The following is a 24,676-nucleotide window of genomic DNA, read 5'->3' as shown; positions in this document are numbered from 1 at the left end:
GAGCCGCCGCCCCATGTGGTGTTTTAGTCGAGCGTCTCTGCGTAGATTTCGATTGAATGCTTTACTTCGACACCGGCATGCGACTGCGACAGAACGTCGTTCAGCTGCATCATGCAGGCCGGGCAACCAGTTGCAACAACCTTGGCGCCGGAGGCGATAACATTATCGCGCTTGCGTTCGCCAATCTTCTTGGAGACCTCGTAGTGAAAGAGATTGAAGGTTCCGCCGTTGCCACAGCAGCGGTTGTGCTCTTTCATCTCCCGGAAGTCATATTTGGGGTTGGCTTTCAGGAGAGCACGGGGCTGGCTGGAAACGTTCAACGACTTATCCAAGTGACACGGATCGTGGTAGGTCAGCGGGATGCCGCCCGTCGTCTCGGGTTCGGGCAGCGTAATGTCCAGCTTGTCCACGATAAACTCATTAATATCGATAGCCTTCTCAGCAATCTGCATGGCAGCAGCGCGCTCGGAAGACGGCATTTCAGATACAAACTTTGGCCACAGCTCCTTGAATGCTGCCGTACAGGAGCCACAAGGAGTTATCAAATAATCGAAGGATGCGTCACCAAAAAGTGCCACATTCTTTGCAGCCTGCTTCAGGAAACCTTCGATATCGCCAGAAGCGAGAGAAGGCAGACCACAGCAGACCTGGCCAGAAGGCATGTACACGCCCACACCATGGTGCTTGAGAACCTTCAGTGCTGCAAGACCGACATTCGGGAAAAACTTGTCCACCGCGCAGCCAGGATAAAATGCCACACGAAGGCCAGAGAATCCAGCCTGCTCGTCAAGTGCGGACACATGACGGTGGAAAGCCTTTTTGGCCAGCGGGACAAAGTGACGCTTGCCAATGATCGGGTCCAGCATTCTGGCGCACGAGGTACCAAGCAGCTCATCGCCCTTGGAGGTCACAGCACCCTGGAAGATGCTTGCGGTATCCAGCATGGCATTAAACAGCTTGGGGCGAGTCAGCAGGTTACGGAAGACAAGCTTCTTTGCTGCAGGCAGACCAAGGTACGTATTCACAATGCAACGGCCCTTCAGGAAGATGTCCATAATCTTGACACCAGAAGGACAGTTGGCAGCACAGGAGCCACACAGCAGACACTTGTTCAGGCGCTCTTTGACGCCCTCAGCATCATTCACCAGCTCGCCAGACAGATTCTCCAGCAAAGCGATTTTGCCACGTGTTACGTCTGCCTCAGACATTGTTTCAGCAAAAACAGGACACACACTCTGGCACATACCACACTTCATGCAGGCGGCCATCTGGTCGTCCAGCTCATGAAGCATCTGTGCAAGTTTATGAAGATCAGCCATTGTCTATGCTCCTATGATCTTGCCGGGATTAAGAATGCCCTTCGGGTCAACGGCAGCCTTAATGCGCTTGGCGTAGTCAATAGTGGCACGGGATGTTTCTTTCTCAAGCCACTTGGCCTTGGCGAGGCCAATGCCATGCTCACCAGAAAGGGTTCCCTTGAGGGACAGTGCAACATCAAAGATCTCGTCAACTGCGTCCTCAACCCGGGCAAACTCTTCGTGATCGCGACGGTCACAAAGGATGGTCGGGTGCAGGTTACCATCACCAGCATGACCAAAGGTGCCAATGGTCACGTTGTACTTGGCGGCGATGTCGTTGACGGCACGAATCATTGCTGGGATCTGGGAACGCGGCACAGTTGCGTCTTCAAGAACCGTGGTCGGACGGGCACGTGCAAGAGCAGGCAGAGCTGCTCGACGGGCTTCCCAAATCTTAAAGCGATCTTCTTCGTCCTTTGCAGCCTTCACGGTTGTTGCACCGCACTGACCACAAATCTTGACGACCATTTCAGCTTCGTCAGCGACCTGTGCGGGGTGACCGTCAACCTCGATCAGAAGGATTGCAGCTGCATCAGTGGGAAGACCGGCTTTCGTGTAATCCTCAACCAGTTCAATGGTACGCTGGTCCATCAGCTCGAGGGTACAGGGAACGATCTTGTTCGCAATGATTGCTGCAACTGTCTCAGAAGCCTTATCGATGGAATCAAAAATGGCCATCATAGCACGGTTTGCTGCCGGCGGCGGAACGAGCTTCAGAATAGCCTGTGCAATCACACCAAGGCTGCCCTCGCCTGCAATCTGCAGTGCGGAAAGGTTGAAGCCAGTTACGCATTTCACGGTGCGGGAACCGGATTTGACCAGATCGCCGTTGACGTCGAAGAAGTCGACACCCATGACGTAGTCTTTGGTCACACCGTATTTCAGTCCGCGAAGACCGCCTGCGTTCTCTGCAATGTTACCAGCAAGAGTAGAAACAGCCTGAGAGCCTGGGTCCGGAGGATAAAAAAGTCCGCGAGAAGCAACTTCTGCAGCAAACTTTGCGGTAACGACGCCCGGCTCAACAACGGCGTACATGTCTTCCTCGTTAATTTCGAGGATCCTGTTCAGGGAGTTGGTCAATACTACAACACCACGGTTCTTGGGAATGGTCCCACCAGACAGGTTACTGCCGGCACCGCGAGGAGTAATGGGAAGACCGTTTTCGTTACAAAGGCGCAGAACCCTGCCAAGTTCCTCAACCTTGTTCGGTCGAACAACCAATTCAGGGGTTACAGGATCAAGTACGGCTGAGTCGTACGCATAAGCCTGTCTATCGGGTTCGGCATCAAGGACGTTTTCCTTACCAACAATGGCCTGAAACTCTTTTATCAGGGCGTCGTTCATAGCTTTCTCCTGAGGGCTCAAGACTGTCTTTTGGAGATACATGAGAGGGGTGGCCAAAAACCACCCCTCCCCGTTCTTTTTTTAATCCATAAAGATTCCGCTAACACGCAGAAGCTTCGGCTTTCTTTCTCTTCGCTGCCTAGAAAAGATGCGGCAGGAAGACAAAGCTCATCAAGGTGGTCACAATACCAACCACCAGGCCGTACAGCAGGAATGGCCACACAGTCTTTTTGAGGATCTGTCCTTCCATTCCGGACAGACCAACAACGGCACACACCGCGACAATGTTGTGCACACAGACCATGTTACCCATGCCACCACCAACAGCCTGCGCAGCCACAATGATCTGTCGGGGAAGATCAAGTGTAGTTGCTACGCCCCACTGGAACTCTGCGAACAAGAGGTCAGAAACCGTGTTCGAACCAGTGATGAACGAGCCAAGCCCACCAACAAAGGAGGCCACCATCGGCCAGGCATTACCCGTCAGTGCAGCGACGGCCTGTGCCATGGCCAGAGGCATCGAAGGATACCCGTTAGGATTAAACAGCTCGTTCCCAACACCAGAGCCTCGGAAAATCGAGACCAGAGCCACTGCAAAGAACAGTGCAATCGTGGGATTTTTCATTACGCCAATGGCCTGAGACCATGTGGCTTTCACTGCTTTTCCGCTCATGCCGTGGATGAAAATAGTCATCACAGCAACGAGGATGAACGGAATGGTTCCAGGCAAGTACAGATACGCAATTGAACCATTCACGCCTTCGTATCCAAGGATATCGGTGAAAGAAATCTTTTGTGCAGCAAGAATTCCCTTCAGTCCGAGATCTGGGATACGGGTTATGACCAGAATCAGGCCGATCAGCACATATGGAACCCACGCGCGTAACTGGCTCATATGCGGCTTAAACTCAGCCTTTTCATCCGGAGCAATAGTCCCGATCCATTCCGGATCCCACTTGTCGTGAGGTCCGAAATCCCAGGACCCTTCGGGCACACAGAAGCCCTTTTTCGCACCAAAAATCAGGATGCCTACGCCAACAAGTCCACCAATCAGAGACGGGAACTCAGGTCCAACCAGCCATGCAAAGATCATGTATGGAATGGTGAACGCGACGCCTGCAAAAATACAGAACTTCCATGCTGCAAAACCTTCTTTCCAGCTTCTGTTCGGGCCAAAGAAGCGGGTCATGAAGCCCAGCATGAACACGGGCAGGATGAATATCATCGGCAAATGCATCAGCGTTGCCCACTGCCCCACCAACAGGTTAAATGACTCCATGTTGGTGAAATTAACTCCAGCTGCGCCAGAAACAACAGCCGCCTCAACAAGGTCTTTCAGGAACTTCAGTCCCAGTACGACAGGTGTACCTACAGCACCAAACGTCACCGGGAAGGAGTTAAAGACCAAGCAGATGACTGCCGCTGCAAGCGGAGGAAAACCTAAGCTCAGCAGCAACGGGGCTGCCAGTGCCGCCGGCGTTCCGAATCCGGCCGCGCCCTCAAGAAATGCCGCGAACATGTAGCCAATAATGATGGCCTGCACTCGGCGGTCTCGAGAAACGTTCTGGAATCCGTACTGAATTGTCTCCATGCCACCACTATGCTGCAACGTGTACAGAATCAGCAGTGCACCAAAAACAATAATCAAAATTCCGATTGCGGTGATAATTCCCTGAACAGTTAATGCTGCAACGTACCCAGCAGGCAGCTGCCACGCAAAAACCGCTCCCAGAGCCGTAACCAGCCACGCCAAAGGCATGGCTTTAGTGGCTGGCCAGCGCATCCCAACCATCAACACCAGGGCAAGTGCGATGGGGAGGACCGCCACCAGTGCCAATACACCAATGGACATAGAAGCTCCCAACGTGTTTTAAAAGGTTGAACGATAATCCACTCCCTCTCTATCAAGGATTGTGCCAAAGTGGTAGAACCAATTTTCTCAATATAATTCGGCAGCTTATTTAAAAGTCTGAAATAAGGTACAACCAATTTTTAGCCATTTTGTCTGGCAATTCAGACACCCCAGGCCAACACGCTTATCTCATTGTTTTCATTCAATTTAATTGGTTGCGTTTACAGTAACCACTTTTTGCATATGAATGATAGCAATTTTCAACTCCCCCTACCAAGCCACATTCTGTCACGCTCTTGACATATTTCCGCCTCCCTCTTTCCGTAACTGTCTTAAAAATCAGACTCTCCCCTAACTGGAACCTTTTGTCCTATTTCCCGAACTCCCTGTTTTTTCTTGTGATTTTTATATCATGATTTTTGTGCGGGGACTTTGTCCCACTCCCCTACAAGGGGCGCTGCCCCTTGACCCCGCCCAAGGACGAGGCCCTTGGGAATCCCGCTTTCGCCCGAAATAAAAGGGGATCGAAATGTGATGAGAGCTTCGCTCTCCTCTCCATTTCGATCCCCTTTTTTTCGGTCTAGTGGCGTTTCCCGATTGCGTGTTCTTCTGCCTTCAAACCGCACTTATTCTCTTTGAACGCCAAAAGGCGTTCAAAGAGAATGGTGGCAACTCATGGGAAAGAGAACGATGTTTTTTACGCCTTCTCACCCAAGTTTGAATTTCATTCACGCGAAGCGTGGAGGGAATTCAAACTCGATGAGGATACGTAAGGGAATCATTCCCTTGCGCGGGGGTTTGGGGGCAGCGCCCCCAATTTCTCCCCCCCACCTAGCCAGCTCTACGCCAAAAAAAAAGCGGGTCCCTGAGAACAGGGACCCGCATATACGCGAAGCAGATGTTAGCGCTGGTAATTACTTACCTTCGCGGCCATCTTCGCAAGCCTCGCCGCCTTCGGGGCGGGCGTGCTCAGCGGTTTCGGACATGGTGCAGTTGTCACCAGCCTCTCCGCCTTTGAGTTCAACGCTTTCAGCGATGACCTTGGGGCCTTCGAGAGAAGCGAGGGCCGTGTAGGTTTCAAAGCGCTGGTTGTACTCGACTTCGATTTCAGCGCGGAGCTTCTTGGACTCTTCGGGGAAGGTACGCTCGAGCAGGCCGTAGCGGTTTTCACCGGAGAGGAATTCCTGAAGGCTTCCGTCGGGCTTCTTGGAATCGAGGGAGAAGGGATTCTTGCCTTCTTTGGCAAGTTCGGGGTTGAAGCGGTACAGCGGCCAGTAACCGGACTTCACAGCCAGTTCCTGTTCGTACTGGGTCTTGCCCATACCCTTACGGATACCCTGGTTGATGCAAGGTGCGTAACAGATAATGAGGGAAGGACCATTGTATGCTTCAGCTTCCTTGAATGCCTTCATGAGCTGCTGCTTGTTAGCGCCCATAGCGACGGAAGCGACGTAGACGTAGCCGTAGCTCATAGCCATCTGGCCGAGGTCCTTCTTGCCGGTCTTTTTACCGGAAGCAGCGAACTTGGCGATGGAGCCGAGCGGGGTAGCCTTGGAGGACTGACCACCGGTGTTGGAGTACACTTCGGTGTCGACAACGAGGATGTTGATGTCTTCGCCGGAAGCGAGGACGTGGTCAACACCACCGTAACCGATGTCGTAAGCCCAGCCGTCACCACCGAAGACCCAGAAGGACTTCTTGGTGAAGAGTTCATCCATCTCAGAGATCTGAGCGATGAGTTCGGTCGGCATGACGTTGCAGAGTTCTGCACGGATCTTGTCGCCGTAGGACTTGGAGAGATCAGCGTCTTCCATGTTGTCGAGCCAACCCTGCATAGCGTCTTTCAGCTCAGGGGTCAGTTCGGTCTCGAGAGCCTTTCTGACGAGGTCAGCAAGCTTCTCGCGGCGCTGGGAGATGCCGAGGTGCATACCAAAGCCAAACTCTGCGGCGTCCTCGAACAGGGAGTTGCCCCAGGTCGGGCCGTGACCGCATTTGTTGGTGGTGTAAGGCACGGTCGGAGCGGAAGCACCCCAGATGGAGGTACAACCGGTAGCGTTGGCAATAACCATACGCTCACCGAAGAGCTGAGTAAGAACCTTAACGTAAGGAGTCTCACCGCAACCGGAACATGCACCGGAGAACTCAAGCAGGGGCTGGAAGAACTGAGAGTTCTTGACGTTGTCGCGCTTGGCGAGGGCGTCGCTCTTATCAGAAATACGAGCTTCAGCGAATGCGAGGTTGTCGATTTCGTCCATCTGAGAAGCGAGAGGCTTCATCACGATGGCCTTGTCCTTAGCAGGACAAATGTCGACGCAGTTACCACAACCCAGGCAATCCTGAGCGTAGACCTGCATGCGGTACTTCATGCCCTTGAGTTCCTTGGAACCCTTGATGTCCACAGTCTTGAAGGACTCAGGAGCACCGGCGAGTTCTTCCTCAGTTGCGACAACCGGGCGGATTGCAGCGTGAGGGCAGACGAAGGAGCACTGGTTACACTGGATGCAGTTGTCAGGATTCCATTCCGGAACCTTGATTGCAACGCCGCGCTTTTCGAAAGCGGTGGTGCCGAGAGGCACGATTCCGTCAGGCTCGAAAGCGGAAACAGGCAGCTCGTCACCCTGCTGAGCGAGGATAGGACGAACAACGTCTTTGATGTAATCGGGATCTTCGCAGTGGCAGGAGCAGTCTTCGTCAGTAGCGGTCAGCCATGCTTCAGGAACCTTGACTTCGACGAGAGCGCCAGCGGCGTTGTCGACAGCCTGGTGGTTCATGTTAACGATGTGCTCACCCTTCTTGCCATAAGAAGTGACGATAGCTTTTTTCAGCAGCTCAACAGCCTGCTCAAACGGAATAACACTGGAAAGCTTGAAGAAGGCAGTCTGCATCACCATGTTGATGCGGCCACCCAGGCCAACTTCGCCAGCGATCTTCACAGCGTCAACGGTGAAGAACTTGAGCTTTTTCTCTGCGATAGCGCGCTTCATGGAAGCAGGAAGTTCCTTCTCCATGTCCTCGACGGTCCAGGGGCAGTTCAGGACGAAGGTGCCGCCGTCCTTGATGCCGTCCAGCAGGTCATACTGGTGCACGTATGCAGGGTTGTGACATGCAACGTAGTCAGCATCAGTGATGAGGTAGGTGGACTGGATCGGAGAGTGACCGAAACGCAGATGAGAAATGGTGATACCGCCGGACTTCTTGGAGTCGTATGCAAAGTAACCCTGAGCATACATGTCGGTGTTGTCACCAATGATTTTAATAGCGGACTTGTTAGCGCCGACAGTACCGTCGGAACCAAGACCCCAGAACTTGCACTGAACAGTGCCTTCGGGGGTGGTATTCACGTCCTCAACAACCTCAAGGGAGGTGTGAGTCACGTCATCGTTGATACCAACGGTGAAGTGATTCTTCGGCTGAGCAACCATCATGTTGTTGAACACAGCCTTGATCATGCCAGGAGTGAACTCCTTGGAACCGAGGCCGTAACGACCGGCAACGATGGTAGGCATGTCGCCGCGTTCCATGAATGCGGTGCAGACATCTTCGTACAGCGGATCGCCGAGAGCGCCAGGCTCCTTGGTGCGGTCGAGGACGGTGATGGTCTGTGTGGTAGCCGGGATAACGGAAAGGATAGCTTCGGAAGACCAGGGGCGGAAGAGGCGGACTTTAACAAGACCGACACGCTCGCCGTCAGCAACCATGTGGTTGATAACTTCTTCGATAGCTTCGCAGGAGGAACCCATGGAAATGATAACGCGCTCAGCCTCAGGATGACCAACGTAGTCAAAGAGACGGTAGCGGCGACCAGTGATGGACTCGACCTTCTTCATGTTTTCGAGGACGATGGAGGGCAGCTCTGCGTAGAAAGAGTTGCAAGCCTCACGGCCCTGGAAGTAAATATCGGGGTTCTGGGCAGTACCACGAACCTCAGGATGCTCGGGGTTAGCACCGCGGGCATGGAAGGTTTCGATTGCTTCCCAGTTCACGACTTTCTTGATGTCTTCGTAGTCGATGACTTCAATCTTCTGAATTTCGTGGGAGGTACGGAATCCGTCGAAGAAGTGGACGAACGGCACGCTGCTATCAAGAGCGGACAGGTGAGCAACGAGAGCCATGTCCATTGCTTCCTGAACGGAATTGGATGCGAGCAGAGCGAAACCGGTCTGACGGCAAGCCATAACGTCGGCGTGGTCGCCGAAGATGGACAGAGCGTGACCAGCGAGAGCACGAGCGGAAACATGGAAGACACCGGGGAGCAGCTCACCAGCGATCTTGTACATGTTCGGGATCATGAGCAGCAGGCCCTGAGAAGCCGTAAAAGTCGTGGTCAGAGCGCCAGCAGCCAGAGAACCGTGAACAGCGCCTGCTGCACCAGCCTCAGACTGAAGCTGCTTGATGCTGACAACCTGGTCAAAAATGTTTTTCTGACCTTTGGCAGCCCAAGTATCAGCGACTTCGCCCATGGTGGACGAAGGGGTGATGGGGTAAATGGCGGCACAGTCGGACAGTGCATAAGCAATATATGCAGCTGCGTTGTTGCCGTCCATGGTCTTCATGTGTTTAGGCATAAATCCTTCTCCTTAAAGATTCATGAAACAGTTACCGAGACAAAATCCAGACACGGGAACTGTATTCCTGGGAAAAGCGTTCCCAGATAAGCAAGTATCGTGCCTCAATCGAGCCTATGTGTTTTACCCTATAAAACTGGTGAAAGTGACGTAAAACCGAAATTCAACGCCAATTGGTACCGCACCGTGTCCGTTTTTCAGGACAGAATAAAATTGAGGAGCGAGAACTGTTTATTCAAACAATCAGCTCCCATCTGTCCCTTTAACGACAATCACCAGTTTCGTATAGTCTTCTCGCAACTTTTTTGATGAATATCGCAATATTCCATACAAAAACACGATTAATAGCTTGTTTTCTAAGAGAATCTTTTTTCTCAGACAGAAAAGTCAAAATCCTGAAAACAAGACATACCGCAAAAATTACTTTGCTGAAAGCCCAGACTTCTTGAGAAGCGCATAGTAGTGCGAGCGAGACAGGCCTGAGATTCTTAGAATCTGATTCAGGTCACCGTCACAGCGCTCAATAAGCGTCTGGAGGTACTGCTTTTCCATCAGCGACTTAAACATCCGCAAGTCAGGAAGGTCTCCGGTCATGAGACTTTCCAGTCCGGCAGCTGCAGAACGAGCTTCCTGCTCCAGAGGGCTTTGGGGACCCTCTGCTGCGCCATCTTCGCGGGCTTCTCCCAGGGTTGCCTTGGCAACCTTAATGCGGATGTCCTGCGGAAGATGCATTGCATACAGCGTTTTTTCCTGGCCAGATGCAACAAAAGCTCTTTCGAGGACATTAAATAACTCACGTACGTTTCCAGGCCACCGGTAGGACCCAAGTACCTCGAAGAAATCGGACCCAAAGCCCTTTACAGGAACTTTATACTGTTCACACAGCCGCGTTATGTGGTGTAGAGACAAGGGTTTAATGTCTTCAATACGCTCTCGCAGCGGCGGAAGTTCGATCGCAATGGTCTTGAGCCGAAAGAGTAAATCTTCCCGGAACTTGCCCTCGTGCACCCGATTTTCCAAATTTCGATTCGTGGCAGCAATCAAACGAAAGTCGCTGGTCTCCTCCTGCAGGGAGCCAACCGGACGAAAACGCTTTTCCTGAAGAACACGCAAAAATGATTTCTGCACATTCAGTGGCAGTTCACCAATTTCATCAAGAAACAGTGTGCCACCATCCGCCATCTTGATAAGACCAGTCCGGTCTTTGTCCGCCCCCGTAAAGGCGCCACGGCGATGACCAAAAAGCGTGCTCTCAACAAGAGTTTCCGTCAGCGATGCACAGTCCAGAACCACAAAGCGCCCTGTCCGACGCCCACTGTTTTCGTGAATGGTTCGGGCCGTCAGCTCCTTACCAGTTCCGGTTTCGCCTGTGATGAGAGTCGCAGACAGCGAGCGGGCCGACTGCGCCATCAGGTCAAAAATCCGGTGCATTCCAGAGCTGTAGCCAATCATGTTATCAAGGTTCATCGCGACAACAGGCGATTCTGCCCGCTTCTCTTCACGATATTTCAATGCCCGCTGCACGCTGAGCATTGTCTGCTTGATAGGCGTCGGCTTCACCAGATAGTCCCAAACGCCACCCTGGATAGCGAGTTCCGCTCCATCAGGGTCGCCCTGCCCCGTCAGAATGATAACCTCCGGAGAATCTTCCAGTGCCTTGATTTCACCCAGGGCATCCAGTCCATTTCCATCCGGCAGGCGGACATCCAAAAAGACGACGTCGAAATTCTGGCTTCTGAGTTTTTCCAGCCCACCCCGAAGGGTCGACACGGTCTCGCAGTGAAGGAGCATCCGCGTCAGCAGGCTTTTCATGGTTCCACAAACTTCCTGATCATCATCAATGACCAGAATGTTGCCAAATACGTTTGAGTCATCAAGCATTGCCATGCAAAATATCCCTTATTGCCTGTGAAAGAAGATTTCGGTCATAAGGTTTAATAATTACGCGCGAAATATTTTCGAGAGCCTTGGCAGCACCCACGACCCGTTCCCGTCCAGAGACGAGAATAACCGGAAGTTCGGGGCGGTGCCTGAGCAGCTCTTTGGCAAACTGCACTCCATTCATGCCGGGCATGTCATAATCCGTTATGACAAGATCATAGGCTTCGGTGCTTTGCTCGAGAATTTGTTCAGCAGTCAGGGCATCTTTTGCAGAATCAACCTCATAGCCAAGCTGAGAAAGAACTCGGGGGATCGTCGCAAGCTGGTCCTCGTCATCCTCAACAAATAAAATGCGTCCATGCCCCGGCAATGCCGGGCCAACGCTTTTGACCTGTTCCTGCTCCTGTCCAAGGGCAACAGGAAGACGAATCGTGAATGCAGTCCGCAGTCCCGGCGTACTCACGACTTCTATTCCACCCTTGTGGTTTTTCACGATACCCATCACCACGGCCAAGCCAAGGCCCGTGCCTTCAGCCTTACCCTTGGTCGTAAAGAAGGGATCAAAAATCTTGTCAACAATCTCCGGCCGTATGCCGGGACCATTGTCCGCAACAGTGAGGGCTATGTACCGCCCCAGAGGCAAATTGTGCAACTCCGACTTTTCTACATCAATGTTTTCCACCTCCAGACTGATAACCAGACGCCCTCCATTCTCCCGTAACACGTGGAAAGCATTGGTACACAGGTTCATAACCACCTGGTGAATTTGTGTTGGATCAGCCAGACAGGGACCAAGCCCCTCGCCAAAGCGGGTCAGCACCGTAATGTTGCGCGGGAGCGATGCCTTGAGCAGGCCCACAGCATCGCGGACAACCTCTTCGACATGGATATACTGAAAGCCTTCCTGCGAGGGACGGCTAAAGGTCAAAATTTTCTTCACCAGCTCACTGCCCCGCATGGCAGCCTTGAGCACACGCTGGAGATCCTGCCCGGCGGGAGTGCTGGAATCGACATCAAGCTGGGCCAGCTCCGTGGAGTTGATGATTGAGGTGAGTATATTATTAAAGTCATGAGCGATGCCGCCAGCCAGAGTACCAATGGCTTCCATCTTTTGCGACTGGAGCAGCTGCTTCTCAAGATTCGCTTCCTTGGTCACGTCCTCTCCGGTGGAGAGCGTGCCCATGATCTTCCCTTTCTCATCCAGAAGCGGCACCTTGTTCACCTCAAGGATGCGAACTTCACCGCTTGCACTTTTCACGGTGCAACGCTGGCGGCGAATCGGGATTTCCGTTTCAAAAACTTTCTTGTCCAGTGGTTCTCCCCATTCCAGAAAGCCTCGCAAACCCGGAAGTGCGGAGTCCTTTCGCCCAATGACCTGACTCGGAGACGACAGACCAAAGAAGTTTGCAAAATTCTTGTTCGCACCAAGATAAAACTGGTTGCGATCTTTCCAGGTCACCAGCAGCGGGATGGTGTCCATAAGGATTTCCTGAAAAGAAAGCTGATTGCCCATTTCCATTTCGGCCACCCTGCGGCGGGCAACATTGCGAACCAAAAAGAGCGTAATCAGCATGAGCAGCAAAAAGCCCACAATGATTGTCCAGAATACGCCCCGGTCAATCTCATAAAAGGCTTTCGGTGCATTTATAATGATACTGTCTGAGGGAAGCAGCTTCTCGTCAATATGCAGACGCTTCAATTCCTTAAAATCAAACATATATTCCGTGGGCACGCTCTGAACAACAGGGATTTCGCGAACAGGCACGCCCGTCAGCACCTTGAGAGCCAGCTTTCCTGCCGCTTCGCCTGTGCGCTCTCCGGACAGCATCCGTCCGCCAACAATGCCGTGCCCCAGCAAAAATTCCCAGCTGGAGTAGATTGGAGCAGACGTTTCATCAGCAACGATCTCCAAAACGTCTTTTGCTGAGTAGAAACGCCCCTGAATTTCCTTATAAAACGGAATGAAAAAATAAAACGTCTCCTCGGACTGGCGCTGCACCTTTTTGCGCAGCTCCTGCATGGTAAAGTCCGACCAGTATTCAACCGAAAGTTTTTTATTTAACTCGGGGACTCCAGCAAGAATCTGATTGCGAATGGCGACGCCTGTCGTGGATTCATCACCAATGATGACCATGTGGTTTCGCTTGGGGTTAATCTGAAGCGCAAGCGAAAGCGTAAACACAACGTCAAAATTCTCTGCTATCCCGGTCATATTTCGCCCCTGAATCAATGCAGGGTCGTAATCATTGAGTCCGCAAAAAACGGCAGGAACATCCGGGAACAGCTCTTCTCCATAGCTGAGATAAAAATCCACAGCATTATTGTCGGATAAGATGACCGCATCAAAATTCCGGTCCTTGAACTTGCCCTTGTACAGGTCACGAAGCATGGGCGACACAAAATCAAGCTCATACTTTTTGAAATCCATGTATTCGACCTGAAGTGCAACATTTCTGTATGGATCAAGGGATGTTCTAAGCCCCTGAAGGATGCTGTCTGACCAGGAATAGCCGTCATGATAGGAATTGAGATACAGTATATTTCCTTTCAGAGAAGGCTGGGGCATATTTTCCACAGCCTGCCCAAGAACAGGAAAACACATGAAAAAACATAGCAAAAAGACACATTTTATCATCTTGGACATGTAAATACCTTGTCCTTTTTCTTGAACTTTTGACAAAAATCCGTATACAGTGCTGCTACGTCAGTTTTTCTGCCACGTTGTCCTCAAATTTTTTAGACATCCTTTAGCCCGAAATTTTTCTTGAGGCAAAAGCTTTTGTTTCGCAGAGACCACAAAAGGCTTGCATTCCACCATAATACAGAGACAGTGTATTGACAGTAGAGAGCTTTGGTGGATATTTGTAAGTCTCTTCACGAACAAGAAAATTTTGTGGTGTGGGGCCACAGAATATTCTTCAAGTGAATTTTTTTGTACTCACTATTTCAAGAAAAGTTATTATTAGCAGAGAACATCCATACTATCCATGCCGCATGGAGCCTAACGTCTACAAAATCGGAGGGGGATTTTGGCGACACCTTTTGCTTCCAGCTCTACTGAACGTCTTTTAAAGACGATTCGGGGAGACTCTTCATCTCAAAAAATACCCGAACCAGCGCCGCAGCGTCCACAACGCAGGAAACAGCCGCGTCACTTCGCAAAGAAACCGCTTTTTTCCATAAAAAAGGCTGTTCCGCGTACTGTTATTGGCCTGGATATTGGTCCAAGCAAGCTTCGTCTTGCAGTCATCCAACATCACAACGAGACGCCATTACTCCAGCACCTCATGGAAAAAGACTACCCTGTTGGTGGTCATCCTGGTGAGCTGCTCTTTGCTGAATTTCTCAAATCAACACTCACAGAGGTTCATGCAGGACACAACGCTGTGGAAATCTGGACACTCGTCTCCACAGCGCAGGCCGACATCTGGCGCCTGAGTATTCCCAAGGTTCCAGAAAAGCATATTCCCGAAACTTTGTACTGGGCGGCGCACAAAGCCAAACATTTTGTCAGCGATGACGTCATTTTTGACTATCAGCTGCATGGCGAACGTCTTGATCGAGGCGTACAAAAAATCGACGCTGTCGCGTATACTGTCCCCCGCAAATTTCTGACCGAAGTTCAGGAGCTTGTCGCGTCTGCGGACTTCACGCTTACAGGGGCGACCATTACGCCCTTTGCCCTCCAGAACCTGTGTCAGGGACCAATGGCGAGCACCCAGAAAAAAAGCTGCGCCTCTGTTTTTATTGGCCGCTACTGGTCACGCATTGATATTTTCGAAAACGGCAAGCTGGTCCTGAGTCGTGGCGTCAAAGCGGGTCTTGAAAGCATGGTCGAAGAGTTACAACTTGCACTTCGTTCTCCCAGCGATCAGCAGGGAACAGACGCAAACGATGCTGGACTTCTGGACTATTCCTTTTCCATGCAAATGGAGGGACTCGACCCAACGAAAATGCCCGGTACCGAAGTACAAGAACCGAGCGTCAAATTTTCCGAAAAAGAAAGTCGAGAATACCTTATTGCGCGACTTTTAGGTACTCCCCTTCCAGACTCAGTCCAGCACCCTGAGCTTGAGCTGTCCGAGCTGATGAATATCATTAGCCCAGCCCTGACAAGACTTGTCCGCCAGATCGACCGGACCTTTGATCATCATATCAATGCTGAACACGGGCAGGCCGTCGAGCAAGTCTATTTTTCTGGACTCATTGCCGCCAGCAAACCTGTCCGTGACTTTCTGAGCGCCCAGCTTTCGCAGGACTGTTCGCTTTTTGATCCGCTGGGGAGCGATCGCATCGCCCACACGCAGATCAAGACACCGAAAGATATAGCAACCCGCACAGGCTTCAACCTGACCATTGCGCTTGCCCTGTCATCACAAAAAGACACGCCAAACCTCCTGCACACCTATCAGGACCGCATCCGCGAAAAAAGCAGCGCACAAATCACGCAATACGTCTTTGCGGCTTTTCTTTCGATTTTTATCCTTCAGGCAGGCTTTTGGGGCTGGCAGCAGTACCGCCAGCATACGCTGACGCAAGAACTTGAGCAAAACATGGAAGCGCTCAATGCGCAAAGCCCCAGAATCAGCAAGACGTTCATGGACAAGCTGGTCAAACGCGTTGAGCATCGACAAAAGGCCGATAAACGCCGCGCCAAACGCTATGAATCCCTTGCGGCACTGCGCGAGATTACCCAAATCACTCCGACAAGCATCAAGCTCCTCCGCTTTGACCTTGAACTGAGTCCCGGACCAGCAACACAGGTCCGCCCAGCGCGCCGTCGCCTGAGTCAGGCAAACACCGAGCGGCTGCTCGTGCTCGAAGGGCATATTCAGGATCAAAGGATGCCGGATTCTATCCTTGCGTCATATCTGGTAAAGCTGGAAAATTCCCAATTATTCTCGCGCCCTGTCATTATGGACAGGCAGGTCCAGCACCCCGGAGCACAAAGCTCTGGCCTGTATTTTACCCTGCACGTCAGAGTGGAGAGTTAGACATGCCCTCAAAACTCAGTTTTTCTCGATCGCACATCATCAAAATGATCTGCTCTGCCGGTGCCTTACTGCTCTTCTTTCTTGTGTTTAATCTCCCTGCGGCTCACGAAGTACGCCGCCTCAAGCAGGAACTTGCCAAAACAGCGTTTGCACAAAAAGAACAGCGGGCGTTTTTCCCTCTGTATGTCCAGTGCAAACAGATACTCGACAGCCCCACGTCAGTGCTTCCTCTCCCCAAAGCGTCCCGGCTGGACTTTGACAGCATTCCGGGGCTGACGCCCCGCATTTCCGCTTTGGCGCAGGACTACCAGCTCCAGCCGCAACGCGTGCAGTGTGAACCTGCAACTCTGGGACTGCGCAAGGGAACAATTTTGCTCGACCTCGACCTCAAGGGGCAGCTTCAGGACTTCTGGGATTTCTTCCTTGAAATTGGCGCCCTGCCCTACGTGGAAAGCATCCAGTCGCTGCACATTACGCAGCAGCCCGGCAACACCTCCCTTTTCCAAGTTCGGGCGTGGGTTAACGTCAAACAGGTCAGGCAGGAGGGCTAGGCATGGAAAAACGTGAAAAACGACTGCTCGCCCTCATGGGGGTCGCCGTTCTCTACGGGGCATACACCTTTCTGATGCCTTCTGGTGAGGCTCCCAAACCGCAAGCCAAGCAGCTCGACCTGAACGCCTCTGTCAGCAGCATACAGCAAGGGCTTATCATCAACCGGCTCTCCCAGCTGGAAAAAACAAAAATTGCCCTTGCCGAAGGCTCTGAGCTGGAGAACCCTTTTGAGCCGCTCACCCTTTCCGCACAAACAGAGGGCATGCAAACCCGAACCCTTTCCGACGACTCCGGCTTTCACTACTCCGGTTTTATCGAAATGAATGGCCAGCGAATTGCCATTGTCAACGGACAGGAACTGAGCTGTGGAGAGCAGCTCGACAACAGCGCCTTTACCCTTGTTGACATTCGCCACGGCTCAGTCCGGCTGGAACGGACAAGCGCGGCAGACGGCTCCCGGGAACAGCTGACTGTTCCTCTGGAAGATGACACTGTAAACGTTACCGAGGAACTCCATGCCCAGAAGCTTCACTAAATTCTCCCTCTTCCTCCTGATGTGCGGCACTGTCATCAGCCTGTGTCTTGCAGGCTGCGCTCACGACAAAACAACGGCGAACGAGCAGTTTTTGAACAAATGGAAAACCATTGCTCAAAAGGCTCAGGGACACTCCCCTGCTCCTGTCCCCCGCGTTCATCAGCGACTGGAGCCAAAAGCCGTGTCTCTGTCGCTCCAGGAACACCACGTCCTGCCAACAAAGACCGTGTCCCTTCGCATGCACAACGCCAATCTTGTTGCCGTGTTGCAGGCTCTTGGGCGTATTGCCAACCAAAGCATTCTCATCAGTCCCACAGTACAGGGCATGGTCAACGTCAACATTGTTTCCCAGCCATGGGATCGCATCTTCCTGAGTATCCTCAAGAGCAATGGTCTGAGCTATGAATGGGAAGGCAAAATTTTACGCGTCATGACGGTTGAGGACATTGAACAGGGCATCAAGCTGACCGCGCTCAAAAACCGTCAGCCTCTGGCAACCACCATTGTCCGGATTCGCTATGCCGACGCCAGCAGCATGAAAGACGATCTTGAAAAAGTGCTGACGCAAACAGACGACGGCAAAAGCCGGGGCACGGTTGAGGTCGATGCGCATTCAAATGCCCTGATTATTCAGGCAACGCCTGACGATGTCCGCAAACTGGTCAAGCTGGCAGAGTACCTTGACCGCCCCAGCAAGCAGGTTCGCCTGCGGGCACACATTGTGGAGACCACAAGCAAGGTCGCCCGTGATCTTGGCATCCAGTGGGGCGGCGGCGCAAAAGTTGCCAACGGAGACAACAGTCTCTTTGTTTTGCCCGGCGGCACCGGAGGCTCCAAAACAAGCAGCCCCATTACAACAGATGGTGTTGTCCCAAACCTGAATGATGGGAAAACAGGCAACTCCGGGCATGGTCCCGCAATGGATTTTGTTCCGTCCACCTTCCCCAGTAATGGCAACGGGCTGTCCCTCGGACTGCTTTTTGGCACCATTGGCGGCAATATTCTGGAAGCCCAGCTTTCTGCTTTGGAAGAAGACAACAAACTGCGTATTCTTTCCAGCCCCTCCATCACCACTCTGGACAACCAGACGGCCTTTACAGAGAACGGCGCAGAGGTGCCCTACATTTCTCTCGACGAAGCAGGCAACACCAATGTGGAATGGAAGGATGCCGTCCTGCGGCTGGAAATCACGCCTCACGTCATTGACGACAGCACCCTGAAGCTCAAAATCAGGGTGAAGAAAGACGAGGTCGACCTGAGCAACAAAGTGCAGGGCAATCCACTTATCGTCAAAAAACAGACCGAAACAACGCTCATCACCCGCAACAACGAAACTGTTGTTATTTCGGGCCTGACCAAGCGCACTCTGAGCAACAAGAACTCAGGTGTCCCGTATCTCAAGGACGTTCCCGGCCTTGGTCTACTCTTCTCTGGAGACAGCAAGAGCAATGACCTTGAGGAGGTCCTCATTTTCATCACTCCCAACATTCTGAGCCAGTGGATACAAGGCTCCCATCCCAAAAATGTAGAAGAGCTGGAAAAGGAATACGACGAGGATATGAAGAGGCAGGAAGAAGAAAAGAACGCCGCTGAGGACGCAGAGAAACCAGAGATTTCGGTCTCAGAAAAGACATCATAACAACGGAGACGGTGCACAATGGAGTACTACGGACTGCTCGGCTTCGGCTGCGAACCGTTTTCCAATTCGCCTGATCCCAATTTCTTTTACGGCGCCGAGGGGCATCTTTCCTGTCTGCACAGACTGGAGATTGCTCTTCGGCTTCGCCGAGGCCTCAATATTGTCCTCGGAGAAGTCGGCCTAGGCAAAACAACGGTCTGTCGCCAGCTCCTGCGCTCCCTGCATGCAGACGCTGCGGTGGAGACCCACCTGCTTCTCGACCCATCCTGTCAGTCACAGCACGAGTTACTTTGCCGCCTGCATGAGCTGCTGTGTGACCAGCCCCCCGAAGCTGGCGCTTCAAGCTGGGACATCAAGGAAGCCATCAAGCACAGTCTGCTGACCAAGGCAGAAGACGAGATACTGGTCGCCCTGTTTATTGACGAAGGGCAAAAGCTTTCTGCCGAGAGCCTTGAGCTTTTGCGCGAGCTGCTGAACTTTGAGACCAACACGGCCAAGCTTCTGCAAATCGTTATCTTTGCCCAGCCCGAATTTCAGGACCTGCTGGAGCAGATGAAAAACGTCAAAGACCGGATCAACGAATGCATCATCATCTCACCGCTGAACCTTGCCGAGACCAAAAAACTCGTCATGCACCGCATGAGCTGTGCGAGTATTGGCGGCCCAACCCGTGCCCCACGCTTTAGCTCTGGGGCCTTTCGGGAACTGCACCGGCAAAGCAAGGGACACCCGCGCCAGATCATCACCCTGTGCCACAAAATTATGCTTGGACTCATCATGCAGGACAGGCAAAGCGTGAGCGCGCGGCTCGTCAAAAGCTGTGCCCGCAGTCAGGGCACCTCACCGCACACGCTTTTTAAATTTTGTGCTGGAGCCTGTGCGGCAGCGCTTGTGGTCGTCAGCCTGTTTTTGCCCTCCGTACAGAAATACACACTGCCCTATGCCGAGCGCATGCACGCAGCGCTTGCGGAGCACTTGACGTCCAAAGCTGATACCCCGCCTGTCACAGCTCCTATATCCACGCAGGCAAAAGAGTCCAGCGACTCAGCCCTCCCCATGCACCCAGCAGAGAACCTGCTCCATGACGGACTGGGGACTGTTCAGGTTCCAGCCGGAGCGTCTCTCTCAAAAATCATGGCGGGAGTGTATGGCCGCTACACGGAAGACGATCTGGAAAAACTGCTTGTCGCCAACGAGAGCCTCAGAAGCCCCAGCGATCTCAGCCCCGGGCAAACCGTCTGCTTTCCACCGCCACAGGCATACCCTTCGCAGAAACTCCCCCACCGTATCTGGCTTGAGTACGCCCGGACAGGCACGCTTCAAAGCGCCTATGAAAGCCTGCGCACGCTTGGGCCAGAGTTCCGCATTCTGGTCCATAGCAGCCGGGAGCTGGGCTGCTGCTTTAGCCTTGTAAAACGCCGGGCTTTTCTCGACATCCACAATGCAGAAAACGCCCTGCATGCTCCCCACGGACGCACACAGCGCATCGCACCTCTTGGTCTCATTGATTCCGGTACCCGAGGGATGCTCTTTTATGGTGGTCTTCACTTTCCCGCGACACTTCACGAACAGGCAGAACCCAACTCTGACCTGACAGATGCTTCGATCTAAACGAGGTTCTTCATGAGTTCCAGAAAACGGCTCCGACTCGGAGAAATGCTTATTCAGGCAGGCCTGCTGCAACAGGACCAGCTTCCACAAATACTCAAGGCCCAGTCACAGTCTTCGCTTCGCCTTGGGCAGTTCCTTGTCCAGAAGGGCTACATCGAAGAACGACAAATTGTCGCGCTCATCAGCCGCCAGCTCAATATCCCTGTCTACAGCCCAGAAAAGTACCCTTTTGACATGGACGCAGCAGAGCTGCTCTCCCCAGAGCTTGCCCAAAAGCACAACGTCGTCCCTATCCGCCGCATGGGGCGCGTGCTAACGCTTGCCATGACAGACCCCACAGACATCAACGCTCTTGATGCCGTGGAAATCGCCAGCAACATGGAAGTTGATCCGCTTATTTGCACGGAGCAGGAACTGACTGAACTTGGACTTGCCACCTACGGAAGCAAGCTGGGCATGCTGTCTGGTGTGCTGGAAGGCATTCAGGACGATGAACCAGAGGAACATGCATCTGGCGAGGATGAAGACGACGATATCGCTGTCGACTCCCTCGAAAGCATGGCCACAGACGCCCCTGTGGTCAAACTGCTCAATTCCATCCTGTCGCAGGCTATGCAGGAAGGTGCAAGTGACGTCCATATCAGCCCGGAGCGCGACTATATCCAGCTCCGTTTTCGCGTAGACGGCAAGCTTCGAGAAATCCCGGCCCCCTCAAAAAAGTTTTTCCTCTCACTGGTCTCGCGCATCAAAATTCTGTCTCACATGGACATTGCTGTCTCCCGTATCCCACAGGACGGCCGCTTTTCCTTCCAGTATGAAAATCAGGAAGTCCATGTCCGTGCATCCAGTCTGCCGACTATCCACGGCGAAAACATCACGCTGCGCCTTTTGGCCCGCAACAATTCCCTGCTGGGACTGGAAGACCTTGGCATGTCCGGGGATGACAAACAAAAACTCATCACCGCGCTTGAGCGTCCGTATGGCATGATTCTCACTACAGGACCGACAGGAAGTGGCAAAAGTACTAGCCTCTATGCTGCACTCACCAAGCTCAACACCCCAGATACCAACATCATCACACTTGAGGACCCGGTGGAATACCGCGTCCCAAAAATTCGACAGGTCCAGCTCAATACCCGGGCAGGAATGACCTTTGCGAACGGTCTGCGTTCCATCCTGCGTCAGGACCCAGATGTCATTCTGGTTGGTGAAATCCGTGACCGGGAAACCGCAGGCATCGCTGTTCAGGCCGCCATGACAGGACACAGACTGCTTTCCACTCTGCATACCAATGATGCAGCTGGAGCGGTGTCCCGTCTTTTGGATATGGGCATTGAGCCATTTCTGGTGGCTTCAACCCTGCTCGTATCCATTGCACAGCGACTGGTGCGCCGCATCTGCCCGCATTGCCGTGAGGAATACACCCCGCCCCGTCAGGCGCTTCGCGCCCTGAATCTGCCAGAAAATCACAAATACTACCGTGGAACCGGATGCAGGCTCTGCCGAAACTCTGGCTATTCCGGGCGAGTTGCCATTTTTGAGATTCTCGAAATTACAGAAGAAATACAGACTCTCATCATGGACCGGGCGTCATCCAAAAAAATCACTCAGGCGGCATTGCGCTCCGGGAACTTCCACACCCTGCAACAGGATGCGGCCCGAAAAGTGCTGGAAGGGGTCACGACAATTGAAGAAGCCGCAAGCAATGTTCTCATTTAGGAAAACTCATGGCGCAGTACACATATAAGGCACTCACAGAGAGCGGAAGCACTCACAGCGGCAGCATTGAAGCCAGCTCACTTTCTGAAGCAAAAACCCGGATTGCAGCAGAAGGCTTTATTCCTCTGGACGTCAAAAAGGCGTCCTCCAGCTCAATCCAGTTCAATGGACTGAACAGGCTTTTTCATCGAGTCAAACCCACAGAGCTTATCCTGTTTACCAAGCAGTTCAGAACCATGATAAGCGCGGGCCTCTCCGTACTGTCTCTTTTGGACGTTCTGGAGCAGCAGACCGAAAATCCGCGTCTCAAAAAAGCCGTCATTGATATTCATTCCGACATCAAAAGTGGCTCAAGTCTGCACGCGGCCTTTGCCAAACACGGTGATATTTTTGACCACCTCTATTGCAGCATGCTGCATGCGGGCGAGATCAGCGGCCAGCTCCCTTCTGTTCTGGAGCGGCTCAGTTCCATCCTCCAGCACGAAAGTGAGGTCAAAAAGCAGATAACCTCTGCCATGACGTATCCCTGCATTGTTCTGACGGCACTTTTCGGGGCATTTCTCTTTTTGCTGACCTTTGTCATTCCGAAATTCATGGGCATCTTTGAGAGTGCAAATATTGCGCTCCCCCTGCCAACCCGAATCTGCATTATCATGTACACGGCGCTCTCTCAGTACTGGATCCTGATTCTCCTCGCACTGGCAGGAGCAGGCGTTGGACTCACCATGTTCCTGCGGCAGGAGCGTGGACAGCTCTGGAAAGATCGCCTCATTCTGCGCATTCCCATTGTCAGCCCTGTTATTCTCAAGGCGGCCATGTCCCGCTTTGCCTCAATTTTTGCGCTGTTGCAGGCCAGTGGCGTTTCCGTCATCAACTCCGTGGACATTCTGGCCGAGACTATCGGCAATGCCGCCATTAGCCGCGTGTTTAAAAGCCTCAAGTCAGAACTTCGCGAAGGCCGGGGCATTTCTGGACCACTGAAAAATTCTCCATACTTTACGCCTCTTGTCATCAACATGATTGCCATCGGTGAAGAGACTGGTAACCTTGACGAAATGCTCAAGGAAGTTGCGGCCCACTATGACTATGAGGTGGATTATTCCGTAAAGCGTATGGCCGACCTGATTGGACCTCTGCTCATTCTGGTTCTTGCAGGTGTCGTTGGCTTCTTTGCTCTCGCCATTTTCCTGCCCATGTGGGACCTCACAAACATCGCGGGGTAGCTTCATGACACACGTCAAAATGAGCGCACGGGTTTTGGTCCCCTTCATTGTTTCAGGACTCTCCATTTTTGCAGTTCTGGTCTATGCCCATGTCCTGCCGCTGCTTTTTGACCTTCCTCATGACCCAGAACTCCGCCTTTTCCTGCTCTGTCTCCTTGTGGGCAGCATCACTTTTTTGGCGTCACTCTTTTCTTTACGCTGGATTACCGGGCCGCTGTTCCGCTTTTTCCGCAAAGCTGAAGACCTTGGCGTCTTGTCTGCCAAACAGAGTGCAGAAGAAACGCACAACAAAACCGATCCGGAAATCTGGGAATCCATGCTCTTGCAGGTAACAGATATTCTTTCCACTCTGGACGCCAGCACCATGTTTCCTGAAATCATCTGCCAAAGCCGAAGCATGCGCGAAGTGCTCACCCAGACCGCCCAGGTTGCCCGCACCGACAGTAGCGTTCTCATCACAGGCGAATCAGGGACGGGCAAAGAACTTATCGCCTCTGGCATTCACAAATGTAGCGCCCGCGCCAAGGGGCCCTTTCTTGCCATTAACTGCGCAGCAATTCCGAGTCAGCTTCTGGAAAGCGAACTATTTGGCTATGAGCGAGGGGCGTTTACCGGGGCAAGCAGCGCCAAACCCGGCAAATTTGAACTTGCCAACAATGGCACGCTTTTTCTTGATGAGATAGGCGACATGCCTCTTGAAACACAGGCAAAAATTTTGCGCACACTCGAAACAGGGGAAATTTCAAGACTGGGAAGCACTTCAACCCGGCACTGCGATGTGCGCATTATTTCTGCCACCAACGCAGATCTCCCCAAAAAAGTAGAAGAAAAGACCTTTCGGGAAGACCTCTTCCATCGCCTCAATGTTTTTCCACTTGCCCTGCCCCCCCTTCGACAGCGCAAGGAGGACATTCCCGCGCTTGTGGACCACTTCCGCAAAAAGCTTGGGCATGAAAGCCCCTGCCCGCCGGAAATGCTCCAGATTTTTCTTGCGCAGGACTGGCCCGGCAATGTTCGGGAACTCAAAAATCACGTTGAGCGAAGCCTTGTTCTGGAAGATGCGCAGCGTTTGACGCCTAGGCACGAAGAACACGTCCCAAATTCTCCAGTTCAGGAGAGCACTGCCCCGCGCGCGGAGCAGGCCAGCGAGCTTGAACACAATGATCTTGATTCATCGCTTGCGGCTATTGAATGTAAAATGATCTGCGCAGCCCTCAAAAGGACCGAAGGAGTACAAAACAGTGCAGCCGAGCTACTGGGCATCAAACCCCGGAGCCTGTGGCACCGGATCAAAAAATATGAAATCGACGTCAACAAATACAAAATAGCTCAGCATCATTAATTTTTTTCTGTAGATGACACAAAAAAAGGGCCACAGAAAAGACACGCCTTTCTGTAACCCG

The 24,676-nt window shown here is 52.5% G+C and carries 14 protein-coding genes; 8 read left to right on the top strand and 6 right to left on the bottom strand.

Translation table 11 applies throughout. The features are described from left to right. Window positions 1–23 precede the first annotated feature (23 nt). The 6 genes from B5D23_RS01645 to B5D23_RS01615 form a co-directional block, all read right to left on the bottom strand. The gene (locus B5D23_RS01645) at window positions 24–1,319 is read right to left on the bottom strand and encodes a (Fe-S)-binding protein (protein ID WP_078683651.1); all 1,296 of its coding nucleotides are present in this window, start codon (window positions 1,317–1,319) and stop codon (window positions 24–26) included. Window positions 1,320–1,322: 3 nt separating this feature from the next. Then, a complete protein-coding gene (locus tag B5D23_RS01640; protein WP_078683650.1) occupies window positions 1,323–2,702 on the bottom strand; it encodes an FAD-binding oxidoreductase in 1,380 nt (459 codons plus the stop codon). Between the two features lie 139 nt (window positions 2,703–2,841). Then, a complete protein-coding gene (locus tag B5D23_RS01635; protein ID WP_078683649.1) occupies window positions 2,842–4,554 on the bottom strand; it encodes an L-lactate permease in 1,713 nt (570 codons plus the stop codon). Window positions 4,555–5,468: 914 nt separating this feature from the next. Beyond that, window positions 5,469–9,119 carry a pyruvate:ferredoxin (flavodoxin) oxidoreductase gene (nifJ, locus tag B5D23_RS01625; protein WP_078683647.1) on the bottom strand — a complete coding sequence of 1,217 codons (3,651 nt, stop codon included), beginning with the start codon at window positions 9,117–9,119 and terminating at the stop codon, window positions 5,469–5,471. A 420-nt stretch (window positions 9,120–9,539) separates the two neighbouring features. Then, window positions 9,540–11,006 (bottom strand): sigma-54-dependent transcriptional regulator, encoded by a 1,467-nt coding sequence (locus B5D23_RS01620; RefSeq protein ID WP_234985050.1) that lies wholly within the window; start codon window positions 11,004–11,006, stop codon window positions 9,540–9,542. Further along, window positions 10,993–13,566, bottom strand: coding sequence for a hybrid sensor histidine kinase/response regulator (locus tag B5D23_RS01615; protein WP_233813700.1), 2,574 nt, complete (start codon window positions 13,564–13,566; stop codon window positions 10,993–10,995). The genes B5D23_RS01620 and B5D23_RS01615 overlap by 14 nt, the downstream gene beginning before the upstream one ends. A gap of 463 nt (window positions 13,567–14,029) precedes the next feature. On the opposite strand from B5D23_RS01615, the gene B5D23_RS01610 reads away from it, so the two are divergent. The 8 genes from B5D23_RS01610 to B5D23_RS01575 are packed head-to-tail and all read left to right on the top strand — an operon-like array spanning window position 14,030 to window position 24,615. Continuing rightward, entirely contained in the window at window positions 14,030–15,994 is a 1,965-nt protein-coding gene (locus B5D23_RS01610) for a type IV pilus biogenesis protein PilM (protein WP_078683645.1), read from the top strand. A 2-nt stretch (window positions 15,995–15,996) separates the two neighbouring features. Next, window positions 15,997–16,545, top strand: a complete 549-nt coding sequence (locus tag B5D23_RS01605; protein ID WP_078683644.1) for a hypothetical protein — start codon at window positions 15,997–15,999, stop codon at window positions 16,543–16,545. Between the two features lie 2 nt (window positions 16,546–16,547). Continuing rightward, window positions 16,548–17,081, top strand: coding sequence for a hypothetical protein (locus B5D23_RS01600; RefSeq protein WP_078683643.1), 534 nt, complete (start codon window positions 16,548–16,550; stop codon window positions 17,079–17,081). Then, window positions 17,062–18,720 carry a type IV pilus secretin PilQ gene (gene pilQ, locus B5D23_RS01595; protein WP_234985049.1) on the top strand — a complete coding sequence of 553 codons (1,659 nt, stop codon included), beginning with the start codon at window positions 17,062–17,064 and terminating at the stop codon, window positions 18,718–18,720. Before B5D23_RS01600 ends, pilQ begins: the two co-directional genes overlap by 20 nt. An 18-nt stretch (window positions 18,721–18,738) precedes the next feature. Next, window positions 18,739–20,331: an ExeA family protein gene (locus B5D23_RS01590; RefSeq protein WP_078683642.1), complete on the top strand. Its 1,593-nt coding sequence runs from the start codon at window positions 18,739–18,741 to the stop codon at window positions 20,329–20,331. Window positions 20,332–20,343: 12 nt separating this feature from the next. Further along, window positions 20,344–22,050 carry a GspE/PulE family protein gene (locus B5D23_RS01585; protein ID WP_078683641.1) on the top strand — a complete coding sequence of 569 codons (1,707 nt, stop codon included), beginning with the start codon at window positions 20,344–20,346 and terminating at the stop codon, window positions 22,048–22,050. A gap of 8 nt (window positions 22,051–22,058) precedes the next feature. Further along, entirely contained in the window at window positions 22,059–23,273 is a 1,215-nt protein-coding gene (locus B5D23_RS01580) for a type II secretion system F family protein (RefSeq protein WP_078683640.1), read from the top strand. 4 nt (window positions 23,274–23,277) lie between these two features. Beyond that, window positions 23,278–24,615, top strand: coding sequence for a sigma-54 interaction domain-containing protein (locus tag B5D23_RS01575; protein WP_078683639.1), 1,338 nt, complete (start codon window positions 23,278–23,280; stop codon window positions 24,613–24,615). The last annotated feature ends 61 nt before the right edge of the window (window positions 24,616–24,676 follow it).

The organism is Desulfobaculum bizertense DSM 18034 (genome assembly GCF_900167065.1).
In the GTDB taxonomy this organism is placed as follows: domain Bacteria; phylum Desulfobacterota; class Desulfovibrionia; order Desulfovibrionales; family Desulfovibrionaceae; genus Desulfobaculum; species Desulfobaculum bizertense.
This window is presented reverse-complemented; position numbering and strand designations above follow the sequence as displayed.